This is a genomic window from Candidatus Leptofilum sp., from assembly GCF_965223285.1.
GTDB lineage: Bacteria > Chloroflexota > Anaerolineae > Promineifilales > Promineifilaceae > Leptofilum.
Window position 1 is genome coordinate 1,077,957 of sequence record NZ_OZ244997.1, and the last position, 12,345, is coordinate 1,090,301.

Below are 12,345 nucleotides of genomic sequence, written 5' to 3' on the forward strand. Positions count from 1 at the left end.
ATCAGTCAATACCCCCACACAGGCAAACGGCCGTTTCCATTTCCATTGGAAGCGGCCGTTTTGCTTTTCCCCACATTAAGTTTGGCAGAATAGATTCGCACAGGTGGAGGTAAAAAATGAAATCACAATCAATTAGGCTGCAAAATCTCCACAAACCCGGCGTCACCATGCACGCGAATATATTGTCCAGTCTGAATTTGCTGCGTGGCACCGATGACGCCCACGACGGCAGGGATGCCGTATTCACGGGCAACGACTGAACCATGTGTCATCAGGCCCCCTACTTCCATCACCAGGGCAGCTGCGTTGATGAACAGCGGCGTCCAGCCCGGATCGGTAAAGGGAGCGACCAGGATTTCACCCTTGGCCAGCACATCCTTGGTGGGGTCTAGCACTACTTTGGCAATGCCCTCAACCGTGCCGCTGGAAGCTGCGCTGCCCACTAATGCCCCATCTGGCAATCCCTCCCGGCTAATTTTCGCCTGCACAACTTCCCCGTCGCTGGTGAGCAGACGGGGCGGCGTGAGTTTGTGGAAGCGGGCAAATTCGGCCGTTCGCTGGGCGATGAGCGGCCGTATTTCTGCTTTTGGATTTGCTGCAAACTCGATCAGCTCGGTTAAATTCAGATGCCAGATGTCGTCGCGGTGGTCGAGACGGCCGTTTGCCACCAACGCCTCTGCTTCCTCTAACAAAATCAGCTTTATCATGCCCAGCAGCTTGATAAGGAAAAATTTGGGATGCTCCCGCCCCGGTGTGTAACCGCGCACCGTTTTTACCAGACGGCGCACCAGCGGGCGACGGATAAAGCCGAGCGCGCCCTGGCCTGCGACAGCGATGAGTCGCTCCCCGGCTGCCTTGCCTGCCGCGGTGAATTCGGCATGGTGGCTGCGGTGGCTGCCAGGCTCGGCGTGGTGTAAGTTGCCCACCACAAATTGTAGCAGCGAGGTGGGGTCTTCACGCCAGCGCGGGCGCGAAATATCAATTTCGGATGGCCCGCGCATGCCGTAGCGCGCCAGAAAATCGGCCCAGCCTGCCAAAAACGGGCCGCTGCCCGGTACGTTGACGGCGGTTGACAACGCCTGTGTAGGTGGATTTTGCTGGAAGTGGGCCACAAGCTGTGGCGATTGACGTACCAAATCTGCCAAATCACCGACCGCCAAATCCATTTCGGTGGTGACATTGCCGGAGAGTCCGCGAGCAACGGCCGTTAAATCATCTGGGTTGGCGCGGCGGCCAACCAGCTTGGCCAGCAATCGCTGTGACACAATGCCCCCGGCCACCAATGCCGGAAAATCGGGCAGCAAATGGTCAAACCCTTCGCCGATTTCTTGTTCGATTTGTCTCAGGCGGGCGGCTCCGGCTGGCTGCGCCAAAATGCGCTTTTGGGCAGCGGCAACCAGCACATCCATCCGGTTTGTCAACGATTGGCGCGTGGTTTCAGGATCGCGCCAAATGAGGAAAGAGAGCGTTTTCTCGATTACGGGACCGAGGTAGAAAAAAACGTCACTTAGCCCCACTTTGGGGCGGATGTGAGGCAGCCGCTGCTGGAACTCTGGGCGCTTGAGTCCTTCCTTGATGCCTGCGGCCATGCGTTCATCAGCCATTGTCAGAAAGGCAGGGGCGGCTTTGCGACCTAGCCGTAAGCTGAGCAGGTGGGTCAAGTCTATATACATGCGCCCTCCGGCGGTTGCGATGCTGCGTGTTCGGCTGGTAGCACCATCCGGTTTTAACATGGGGAACATGAGCCGCCACACATCAATGCCCAGCGGCTTGATGGGATCGAGCATGACTTGGGCATGATTGAGGCTAATGTAAAGATGGAAGGCATTGTCTGTAGGTGGTGGGGTGGGTTGCGGAAATAGCGTGGTGATGGGGCGGGCTTGCAGCAGGTAGATTTTGCCGTCGGCAATGGCCCATTCAATGTCTTGGGGCTGGTTGTAATGGGCCTCGATGCGCTTGCCAAGCTGGGCCAGGGCGATGGCCTGGGCTTCGCTGAGGACTTGGGCGGTGCGCTGTTCGTCGCTGAGGGTTTCTTGGGTGGTGCCGCCGTTGGGTAACGGCCGTATCGCTAGCTGCTTATCTCCTATTCTTGCTTCGATGAGCTGGTTGGTGCGGGCATCCACCCGGTACAAATCTGCCGAAACCAGCCCGGAAACAAGGGCTTCGCCTAGGCCGTAGCTGGCGTCAATGGAACAGATATGGCGGTGCTGGCTTACCGGATCGGCGGTGAACAAAATGCCGGAAATATCTGGCAAAACCATCTGCTGCACAACCACGGAGAGGGCCACATCTTCATGGGTGAAGCCATTTTGCTGGCGGTACAAGATGGCGCGGTCGGTGAAAAGCGATGCCCAGCAGCGGCGCACGGCGTCGAGGATGTCTACTTCACCACGCACATTAAGGTAGGTATCTTGCTGCCCGGCAAAAGAGGCATCTGGCAAATCTTCGGCAGTGGCGCTAGAGCGAACGGCATAGGCAGCCGTGGGGTCGAGCGTTTTGATGGTTTGGGAAACGGCCGTACGAATCGCTGCTGGAATCGGTGTTTCATGCAGGGATTGCCGTATTTGCTTGCCGAGATTGCGTGTAGCGATTAAATCTTCAGCAGGCAGCGCGACCAAAGCAGCGTAAAAGGCAGGCATCTGCGGGCAGGCAGCCACGAATTCGCGGAAGGCGTGGGTGGTGATGCAAAAGCCGGGCGGCACGGGGAAGTTGGCGCGGCTCATCTCACCCAGGTTGGCTCCCTTGCCGCCGACCAGAGGCAAATCGGCAGCCGAAATGTGGCGAAAAGGTAAGGTATAGGATGCGTTTTTCATTTTCCCTCAATGGTTGGCCACCAGATTGCATAATCTGCGGTCAACGACTTCTATGGCTGTTTGAGGCCGTCTAAAAAGAGTTTGGTGATGAATTCGGCCGTTTCTTGCGGCTCTGGGTTAGGTGTTTTGTAGTAAATGGGAATCACCAAGCTAAACGACAAAATCATCCCCAGCAAGGCGGCGGCGGCTTTTTGTGGATCGGTAGGACGCAATTGGCCAGCGTCTATTTGCGCTTGCAGGAATCTTGCGACTCGGTTGAGGCTGCGCTGGTGAAACGGCCGTAAGCCAATCATCTCATCCCGCCACTCTAGCGCGTTGCTGAAGCTGTGTTGAACAATGTCCTGGTTTTCAACAATGAACTTGATCAGAGCGGCAACTAATTGCGCTAAATCTTTGGCCAAATCCCCCGTGACTTCCCCAGCGTTCAGGGGCAGGGCAGGTTGGTAAGCCTGGAAGAAGCGCAATAGCAAACCCGTTCGGTCGCCAAAATGGCGATATACCGAAGCAACGCCAACGTTTGCCTCTTTGGCAATCTGCTCCATCGACGGCCCCATCATGCCTTGCTGGGCAAACAGGGTGCGGGCGGCCTGCAAAATCCGGCTGGGAACGTCTTGCTGCTCCAGATCGTCTAAACCGTGCTTATCCGCCAGTCGCTTGAGAATGGCTTTTTTGCCGCCCAATTGCCGATAGATGGTTGCGCGCGAAACTCCAGCCTTTGCGGCAAGCTGGTCCATGGTGAAGGAAACGGCCGTTTCCTCTACCAAAAGTCTTGCTGCTTCCATGACCTTCTGTTCAATTGCTAAATTGCTTTGAGATGACATGATAGATATTCTATCTATCGTAACGTCTGTTGTCAATGGACAAACATCTATGTGTGCATTAACAAGTTGTCAGGCAACTGATTAACTCATGCAAAGACGCCAAGGCGCAAAAGGTAAAACCTAGCGTCTTGGTGCCTTGGCGTGAAATTCACTGACATCTCTTTTATGCACCCACATCTAGTCGTGGATTACATGGATTTGAATAGATTTTTGAGGTTGCAGCAGGCAGGGAGCAAACTTACAATTTGACCATGCAACTTTATATGATTCGACACGCACAATCGGAAAACAACGCGCTTTGGGCGCGGACAGGCAGCAGTATTGGTCGCTCCTCAGACCCGCAATTAACGGATATTGGCCAGCAGCAGGCACGCCATCTAGGGCAACACATCGGCAAGAATTGGTGGCAGGCAGACCCAGATAACGATTCGCACAATCGTAAGGGATTTAACTTTACCCATCTCTATTGCAGCTTAATGGTGCGAGCAGTGGCAACAGGTACTGCTATCGCTAAAAAAGTGGATATCCCACTAGTTGGCTGGGAGATCATTCACGAAACTGGCGGCATTTTTGAGCGCGACCATGAGATGGACGAACGCATTGGGCTGCCTGGGCCAAACCGTGCATACTTTGCCCAACACTTTCCGCATCTGGTTTTGCCGGATTCTCTGGGCGAGGCGGGATGGTGGGAACGGCCGTTTGAAACACGGGAGCAGGCAATGGGACGCGCCAAACTGTTCCTGGAGGAGCTGCAACAGCGGCACGAGCCAGGCGACCGAGTTGCCATTGTGACGCATGGCGGCTTTTTTGTGGCGGTGCTGCGTACGCTTTTTGGCTTTGCGACGTTAGACAACGAGGAAGCTGAAAACCGCATTTGGCTACACGCCCATAATACCTCCATCACCCGACTAAATTTTAGCGAGAAGCAAGTTGATTTAGTCTACCTCAATCGGCTGGATCATTTGCCAACGGAACTGATTACGTAACCTTTCCTGAGGTTTTTACTATTTTACAAAGCGGTTGATAATGCGCAGCAGCCACAACGGCCGTTTCACTTGCTGCCAACTTTCCCAGGCCAATATCCGCCCGGATTGGGCGTCGCCAGCGTAGCGGCGTTTTACGTACAGCTGCGTGAGCCGTGCCAGGTGGGGCTGAACCTGGGCAATACGTTTAGCGATTCGCGCGGAACGGCCGTATCGTGCTAAATATGCCTGAAACGAAGCCAGGAACTCTGCCGGTGTTTGGTGAGGCTGAGGCGCATACCCCAATTTGGCGGCCATTTGTTGTAAACGGCCGTAGCACCACAACACTGCATCTGCTCCAGACGGCAACTGCGCTTGCCGCCATAGCCACCAACCAATGCTCACTAGAATGCCAGCGGTCAGCAGCCAGAGCCAGGGAAACGGCCGTGTTTCTTCCACTTCCGGTATCGGCGGCAAATCCAGCGATGATGGTTCCGAAAGGGATGAATCCGGTGGGCCAAAATCGGGAGGCTGGGCCAAATTTGTGAGGCCATTGTGTGGGCTGGCAAAAGCGGCCGTTGGCTCAAACTCAATCCAGCCAAATCCGGCAAAATAGATTTCGGCCCAGGAGTGGCTGTTGATTTGGTAAACCGTTTGCACACCGTTGTCATCGGCAGGTTGCGGCAGATAGCCAATGGCCATGCGGGCGGGCAGCCCGACAGCGCGGGCCATGACCACCATCGCCGAAGCGTAAAAGTCGCAGTAGCCTGCCTGTTGCTCAAACAAAAAATGCTCAACGGGGTCTGCGTTGGTTGGGGGGCTTTCGACTTCCAAAGAGTAGGTGTATTGCCGCAAAAATCGTTCCAACATTCGCGCCTGGTCGTATGGATTGGCTTGTCCCCCCGCCACGTCCTGCGCCAAATCGCGCACGCGCTGAGGCACATCATCTGGCAGGGCTGTGTAGCGGGCCAGCAGTGCGGGGGGCACATTGGCAACGGCCGTTTGCCGCAGCATGTTTGGGCTGGCTTGAGAGATTCGGGAGCTGGCCGTGTAAATTTGGCCACTGCCGGTTGTCAGCACCAGGTCGGTTTGCCCCCGCCAAATGGCATTTACGTCCTGGTTAAACTGCTGCGGCAACCCCAGAGTATACCGCGCCAGCCGTGCATCTTGCAGCCAATGCACCGTCTGGGAAACCGTCGCCGTGGCGGCTACTTCTGGCAAGAGGATAGAAGCGTTGGCGGGCACCGGCTCCGTACGTTCTTCAGACAATGCCCAGCCGCGCCCAGTGTATACATCGTAGCTTAGAGCCCGCCAATGAATGCCAGCTAGAGGAGTATCCGATTGAACAACGGCCGTCATCACCACCGTTTCGTACAGTTCAGGGGCATCGCCAAGCAAAAATTCACGCGGTAGAATGCCGCTGCCGCCCACGCCGTCTCGACCTTGTGGTTGGCCACCTTCAGCCTCCACGCCGCCAAAAGCGCGTTCCAGAATTGCTTCTGTTTGCTGAACCGCAGGTTGCTGCTGGAACAAAGCCACTAGCCGCTGAATGCTAAAATTGGGAATAAATAGTGCCAAGATGAGTAAAACTGTGGCAATCCCCGTTGCATACAGGAAAAGATCAGCACGCACCTCGTTGGAGTAATCAACCTGATGCGCTTCCCAATTTTCTGAAAGGGCAGTGAAATGCATAACGGCCGTTAAAATTGCCGTTAGGCCCACAAAAACGCCCAGCCACCAAATGTTTGCTCCGCCAAAGTAACCATTGAGGGCCAGTCCCAGCCCAATGGCCAGCAGCCCCGTAAACGGCCGTCGGTGGCGGAACAGCTGCCAGCAGGCAAAGGCGGTTAAAAAGTAGCTCAGCAGGGCCAGCCCCAGAGCAAACACGATAGTTTCCTGGCTGGTTTGGTTGTTGAAGACGGCCGTTCCCCAACTGCCAACGCGGTCTAAAAATAGTGCCCCGTTTTGCAACCAGTACGGCCGTAAACTGCCCCAGCCCCCGCGCAGCGCACCCCAAGTTGGCCACAAATTTGCTAATCCAAACAGCGGAATGAGCAAGCCGTAGAGGGTGATGAGAACCCAGGCCGGGATTGTGCCCAGCGGCCGTTTGGCCAACACGCTGCCCAGCAGCACGCCGCTCACCGTCGCTGGCACCACGATGCCATCTTCTGGCACCCAGCCAACATCCAGCACGGCAGAAACCAGGCAAAACAGAATAGCAGCCACCAGCGCGAGCGTTAGCCAGCCTTCCTGCAGTTCATACTGTTGCTTTACAAATGAAATGCCACGCATTGTGTCACACGCCTGTCACGTACGTTTTACCCAGCCACCGGTGATTTAACAGCCACCACCTTGCCTGTTCCGGTGACGCGAAACTCCCAGAAGCCGCGCCGCTGCTGTGCTTCTAGCGGCGTACCCACTTCACCCTGCCGAATGAGTCGGCAAGGGATGCCCAACTGCCGCACGGCCGTTTCTAAGCCGCGATTATTTTCTTCACTGTCAAAACTTTGCCGATCGAGCAGCACCACATTGCTTTCGATGCCGCGCTGGGCCAGGCGCACCAACTCTGGCAGCCACTCTGTATTGGCTGTGGGCGTAATGATGATGACGGCCGTTCCCCGCCGGACGAGGTGTGCTAAATCATGCAGAGCCGTGCGCAGCGGGGTGCTGCCATTGGCATCTAGCAAGGCCAAGGCACGCAGGATGCGCCACTGCTGCCCTTCCCCTTTGCCCGTGTGGACAATTTGGGGTGTTTGGCCGTAGCTGGCCAACCCCACCGCCCGATTGTGCCGTACAGCCCGCGCCGCCAGTGAAGCTCCTAGCAGCACAGTTTGTTCGATTGTGCCCTGCGTGCCGCTGCCAAGCTGAACAGCCTCTTCGCAATCGAGCAAAATCCAGATGTCACCCGTCGCGTCCTGGTCAAATTCCCGCACGGTCAGGATGTCTCGGTGGGCGGAAATGGGCCAATGAATCCAGCGCAGCGGGTCGCCTTGCTGGTAATCGCGTACCGAGGCGGCGTTGGTGGTGGCTTGCCAACTGCGCTGCCGCACCCGCGCCTGGCCGCTGCTGTTGCCAGTAGGCAGAGGAATAGGTAGCTGGCCATGGATAGGAGGATGGATAATGATTTCCTCAGTTTGGCTGTAAAAATGGGTGACCTGAAACAGGCCAAAGGGGTCGCTGCTGCGGATGGCCCAGGGGCCAAGTAAAAATTGACCGCGCTGCTGGCAAACGGCCGTTTCTCGCCAGCGAATCTCTTGAGCTTGCGGTACGCTGCGCACAACGGCCGTTTTGTAGCCGGGGATGTTGGTGTAATCAATGATTTCCACCCACAGGGCTGGCACCGCACCCTGGTTGGTAAGCGTAAACAGCTCTTCTAACTGGTCGCCAACGGCCACCCAGCCAAATCGCAGACGGCGGCTGCCGTGTAGATGGGCAGCAAGCTGTCGCACCCAAACGTAGCCCACCAGAAACAGTCCGCCTAGCCCAATTAGCAGGGTGTTCCACACTTTGTGGGGCAGCAGCAGTGCCGCCGCCAACAAAAACAGAAAGATTATCAGCGGCAGCTTGAGCCGCAGGGTTATGCTAATTTTTTCTTCGGTGGGGAAGGGCAACGGCCGTTCGTCCATGCCGCCATTGTGACACAATTACCTAAATTCGCAACGCCTTGGCAATCCAGTAGGCGCAGAAAAGAGTTGCCACTGAAATTCACGCAAAGGCGTATATTTTTCCTTTTGACCCTTTGCGTCTTCGCGTGCGTTAATCAATCTGTATCTACTAAATTGAGCGATAGCTGGGATGCTTCTGCCTGAGCCAACTCGTGCAAATCTTCAATAACGCGACTGAGCAGGCGGGTTTGTTTATACAGTCAAATCTGAAGGGGCTCAAGGCGATAATCGTTCCACACGCGTGGAGCCGATCCAGCCTTCCGTTCCGTCTGAGAGGCGGATTTGGTACCAGCTGCGATCAACCGTTTCGGCTAAGATGACGTAAACTGTGCCTTCCTCAGCAATCCCGACCAAGCTGCCGTCTAAACTTGGTTCAGACCGAACATTGGAGTTGCCGATAACCCGGAGGCGAGGCGTGGCCGGAACGGCCGTTGCCGCCGATGTGTCATTCCCTTCTTTTGACTCAATATTTTCGGCATCATCTTCGACGGCAAATTCCAGCGTGGGCGGGAGTTCGCGCCCCTCGCTATTTGAAAATAAGGGCAACGGATCGAGGAAATTTTGGAGAATGGCAAATGGATTGACGCCGTTAAAAAACATGATGCCGAGAAAGAAGGCGACAATGGTTAGGGAAGCCATTATTCGGCGATTTTGCGACATGAAAAAGGTGAAAATGGCGGCACCTGCCAACGAGGTAATGGTTGAGGCTACAAATGAGAGCAAAAAGTAGATAGCCCCAAACCCTAGCAGTAACAAAAACCAGGACAGCCGTTTTCGGCCATAGCTGTCTGTTTCCGGTGGGGGTGGGGTGCTAATTGGGGTTATCGCTTCGGCAGTGCGCTGAGGTGGAGATTGTGGCGGATTGTTGCTTCTGGCTCTGGCAATGTCGTAGCTGTTGCGTAACGGTGTGCTTCTTTTTGGTTGCGAGGGGCTGGTGGTGGCAGACGGCCGTTTGGGTGGCACCACGTTAGCCACCTTCGCCTTTTCCTGTGATGAAAGCGTGTAAACGCCCTCCCGTAGCCCCTTCATGATGATTGCCTGAACGCTTTTGTCTAACGAAATTGGGTACGGCGGGCGCATTTGTTGGACGAGCTTGGGGAGTTCGCTGACGGTGGCGAACAAAACAGTTACCCGATAATCGGAAAAATCCCGGTGTTCTGGCGGAACGTAAAATTTTGTGTTGTCCGGGAAGACCAGTACCGCCTTGACAAAAATTGAGCCATTGTCGTAATTATCCTTAAAATAATCACTTAACTGGCGCCATTGCATATCCGCCTGGGTACGGGCGTCTTCATGACGATTTTTGAACGCCTCAATTGTGTTGCCCGCTTCATCCTTGATCACCAGGGGGGTATTTGGCCCCATGTGAACAGACCCCGAAGCGTTTTTCATTTCCAGCGTAAAAATGGCTTGGGGACTAATGATGAGCCCATCATACTGCCGTTTGCCATCTAAATAAAAGGCAGAAGCAATTGTGTAATGTTCGCGGTATTTGTTTAAGGCACGCCCCACCTGGTCAAAGACCAATTCCTCGAATTGATCACCCCGCTGCATTCTAACAGATTGGACTGGCATACAATTTCTCCATTTAGTTGTCAAAAGTATACCATTTTCCACCATCCGCTGGGCTTATACAGACCTGACAAACTTCCTTTAGATTTCCTCTAAATGTAACTATCTTTCTGTCAGGAAATCAGCCATAAACCGCCTCATTCGTTTGGTCATAAGCTCTGGCCCGGTTTCAAAAAGATTGGTGTGGTCGGCATTCGGGATGAGCAGGCGTTCTTTGGGGGAAACGGCCGTTTCATACAAAGTAGAGCCATTACTCACATGCACAATCTTGTCGCGTCCGCCCTGGATGAACAAAATGGGACGCGGTGAAAGCGAGGCTACTTCTGTCAACGGGGCTAGTTGGCTGCTGTCTACCCCTGCAATCCATTCCGCCCACCGCATGATGACCGGCGCGGTCCACTCGGGTAGCCGGGCAAAAGCAACCGTCAGCCGGTGCTGGTTATCTGTAAAATTTGTGTAGACACTCTCGGCTACAACCAGGCGAATCTCTGGTAGCTGAGCCGCTGCCCGAATGGCAATTGCCCCGCCCATCGAATGCCCTGCCAGCCCGATTTTGCCTGGATCAACTTCTGGTTTGGACTGCAAAAAGCTCAGGGCGGCTTTTACATCTTCTACTTCGTCCAGACCCCAGCTACTTTTGTGTCCCTCGCTACGGCCGTGTGCCCGCAAATCAAACAGCAAGGCCCCATACCCCTTCTCGGCCAACATGGCCGCCTGATTTAACAAAGCCCCACGGTTGCTGCCCAGGCCGTGGACAAAAATGATTGTTGCCCCCCCTCTTCCTTGCGGCGGCACGTACCAACCTGCCAGTTGCAGGTCATCTTCCGTAGCAAAGGTGACTTCTTGCCAATCGGCAATCCCATAGTCGCTGGGGGTTTCGTGTGTAAACGTGCGGGGTGGGGAAACAAGCCGACGAGCGCGACTGTGGACAAATCCTGCCAGACCAACCAACAGCAGCAAAACGATGACGATAGGAACTTTGTAATTTAGCTTGGGCATGATGAAGATACGGTAATTGAAAACGGCCGTACTTACCACCTCCCACATTCCCAAATTGAACCACCCGTGTGCTTGACGTCTGCACAGGTAAAAGTAGCTCATCAAACACCTTTGGAATTCAGACAATTTTTTCACGTCCGATTGCCAAAATTCTGATAGACTAGAGTTGTTTTGCCACCTTCAGGCAAAAAATTTGGCAGCAACACCTGGAAATTTGTCAGACCTATTGAACAGATTTTCTCTCTTTTCTTTGTGATCTCTGTGGCAAATTTATTTTCAGAGGAGATGCGATGCAACGAATGCTTGTCCCCGCCTTACTCGCTTTAGAAGATGGTACGTTGTGGCCCGGTTTTGGCTTTGGTGCCGCTGGCCAAACCAGTGGCGAGATCGTTTTCAACACCAGCCTCACGGGCTACCAGGAAATTCTCACCGACCCCTCCTATCACGGCCAACTCGTCACCATGACCATGCCCCACATCGGCAATATTGGCACCACGCCCGAAGACGACGAGAGCAATCGCGTTTGGGCAGCCGGGCTGATCATTCGCCAGCTTAGTCCAGTGGTGAGCAACTGGCGTTCCCAACAACCCCTGCCTGATTATTTGGCTGACCGAGGTATCGTTGCCATTACCGATGTGGACACCCGTGCCCTGGTGCGCCACATTCGCACCCACGGGGCGATGCGAGCCGCCATCTCCAGCACAACCACCGATCCGGAAGCCGTTCTTGCCCTGGCCCGCACCGCCCGAGACATGAACGGACTTGATCTGGCCCGTGAGGTGAGTTGCAAGGAGTCGTACCACTGGGCTGAGGGACAGGATTGGTGGCGGCCGGACAGTGGTCAGTTATCAGGAGACGGTGAGCAGTTTCATGTGGTGGCCTATGATTTTGGCATAAAGCGGAACATTTTGCGGCTGCTGGCAGCGCGAGGCTGCCGGGTGACGGTGGTGCCTGCCACGACCTCCGCAGACCAAGTGCTGGCACTCAACCCAGATGGTATTTTCCTCTCAAATGGGCCAGGTGACCCGGCGGCGTGTGACTATGCGGTTACGGCCGTTCGCCAACTCCTTGGCCAAAAACCGATTTTTGGCATTTGCCTGGGGCATCAAATTCTGGCGTTGGCCCTTGGTGCAGAAACTTACAAGCTCAAATTCGGTCATCGCGGCGGCAACCAGCCGGTGCAAATTACTGCTACCAATGAAGTGCAAATTTCCAGCCACAACCACGGCTTTGCCGTCAATGCCAACACCTTGCCTGCCAGCGTGACTGTCTCTCACCTCAACCTCAACGACAACTGCTGCGAAGGACTGATTGCCCCGGAGCATAAAGCATACTCCGTGCAATACCATCCTGAAAGCTCCCCCGGTCCCCACGATTCGGACGAGCTTTTTGCAAAGTTTATTGAACTGATGCAGGCAGAAACATTAGAGAGATTAGAGATTGGAGATTAGAGATTTCAGCAAATTCCAATCTCTAATTTCCAAACCTCAATCTCCGACTTCAAGGAGAGACT

The 12,345-nt window shown here is 54.8% G+C and carries 8 protein-coding genes; 2 read left to right on the forward strand and 6 right to left on the reverse strand.

The features are described 5' to 3' along the window. Window positions 1-128: 128 nt before the first annotated feature. Together ACOQPU_RS05160 and ACOQPU_RS05165 are read right to left on the reverse strand one after the other, a co-directional pair. Window positions 129-2,813 (reverse strand): phosphoenolpyruvate synthase, encoded by a 2,685-nt coding sequence (locus ACOQPU_RS05160; RefSeq protein WP_420644059.1) that lies wholly within the window; start codon window positions 2,811-2,813, stop codon window positions 129-131. A gap of 50 nt (window positions 2,814-2,863) precedes the next feature. Next, window positions 2,864-3,634, reverse strand: coding sequence for a TetR/AcrR family transcriptional regulator (locus ACOQPU_RS05165; RefSeq protein WP_420644060.1), 771 nt, complete (start codon window positions 3,632-3,634; stop codon window positions 2,864-2,866). Window positions 3,635-3,897: 263 nt separating this feature from the next. Here ACOQPU_RS05165 and ACOQPU_RS05170 point away from each other — a divergent pair, with 263 nt between their 5' ends. Beyond that, the gene (locus ACOQPU_RS05170) at window positions 3,898-4,620 is read left to right on the forward strand and encodes a histidine phosphatase family protein (RefSeq protein ID WP_420644061.1); all 723 of its coding nucleotides are present in this window, start codon (window positions 3,898-3,900) and stop codon (window positions 4,618-4,620) included. Between the two features lie 18 nt (window positions 4,621-4,638). Here ACOQPU_RS05170 and ACOQPU_RS05175 read toward each other — a convergent pair whose 3' ends face one another. The 4 genes from ACOQPU_RS05175 to ACOQPU_RS05190 form a co-directional block, all read right to left on the reverse strand. Continuing rightward, entirely contained in the window at window positions 4,639-6,888 is a 2,250-nt protein-coding gene (locus ACOQPU_RS05175) for a transglutaminase TgpA family protein (protein WP_420644062.1), read from the reverse strand. A 26-nt stretch (window positions 6,889-6,914) separates the two neighbouring features. Beyond that, window positions 6,915-8,222 carry a DUF58 domain-containing protein gene (locus ACOQPU_RS05180; RefSeq protein ID WP_420644063.1) on the reverse strand — a complete coding sequence of 436 codons (1,308 nt, stop codon included), beginning with the start codon at window positions 8,220-8,222 and terminating at the stop codon, window positions 6,915-6,917. Between the two features lie 255 nt (window positions 8,223-8,477). Then, on the reverse strand, window positions 8,478-9,836 hold the full coding sequence (locus tag ACOQPU_RS05185; protein ID WP_420644064.1) for an SH3 domain-containing protein: 1,359 nt from the start codon (window positions 9,834-9,836) through the stop codon (window positions 8,478-8,480). A gap of 99 nt (window positions 9,837-9,935) precedes the next feature. After that, window positions 9,936-10,880, reverse strand: coding sequence for an alpha/beta hydrolase (locus ACOQPU_RS05190; protein ID WP_420644065.1), 945 nt, complete (start codon window positions 10,878-10,880; stop codon window positions 9,936-9,938). 251 nt (window positions 10,881-11,131) lie between these two features. On the opposite strand from ACOQPU_RS05190, the gene carA reads away from it, so the two are divergent. Further along, complete coding sequence (gene carA / locus ACOQPU_RS05195; protein WP_420645810.1) at window positions 11,132-12,283, forward strand: glutamine-hydrolyzing carbamoyl-phosphate synthase small subunit; 1,152 nt, start codon at window positions 11,132-11,134, stop codon at window positions 12,281-12,283. Window positions 12,284-12,345 lie beyond the last annotated feature (62 nt).

Bases quoted from the DNA above. Each gene is read 5' to 3' on its own strand.
- ACOQPU_RS05160 (WP_420644059.1), bottom strand. From the start codon at position 2,813: ATGAAAAACGCATCCTATACCTTACCTTTTCGCCACATTTCGGCTGCC.
- ACOQPU_RS05165 (WP_420644060.1), bottom strand. From the start codon at position 3,634: ATGTCATCTCAAAGCAATTTAGCAATTGAACAGAAGGTCATGGAAGCA.
- ACOQPU_RS05170 (WP_420644061.1), top strand. From the start codon at position 3,898: ATGATTCGACACGCACAATCGGAAAACAACGCGCTTTGGGCGCGGACA.
- ACOQPU_RS05175 (WP_420644062.1), bottom strand. From the start codon at position 6,888: ATGCGTGGCATTTCATTTGTAAAGCAACAGTATGAACTGCAGGAAGGC.
- ACOQPU_RS05180 (WP_420644063.1), bottom strand. From the start codon at position 8,222: ATGGACGAACGGCCGTTGCCCTTCCCCACCGAAGAAAAAATTAGCATA.
- ACOQPU_RS05185 (WP_420644064.1), bottom strand. From the start codon at position 9,836: ATGCCAGTCCAATCTGTTAGAATGCAGCGGGGTGATCAATTCGAGGAA.
- ACOQPU_RS05190 (WP_420644065.1), bottom strand. From the start codon at position 10,880: ATGTGGGAGGTGGTAAGTACGGCCGTTTTCAATTACCGTATCTTCATC.
- carA (WP_420645810.1), top strand. From the start codon at position 11,132: ATGCTTGTCCCCGCCTTACTCGCTTTAGAAGATGGTACGTTGTGGCCC.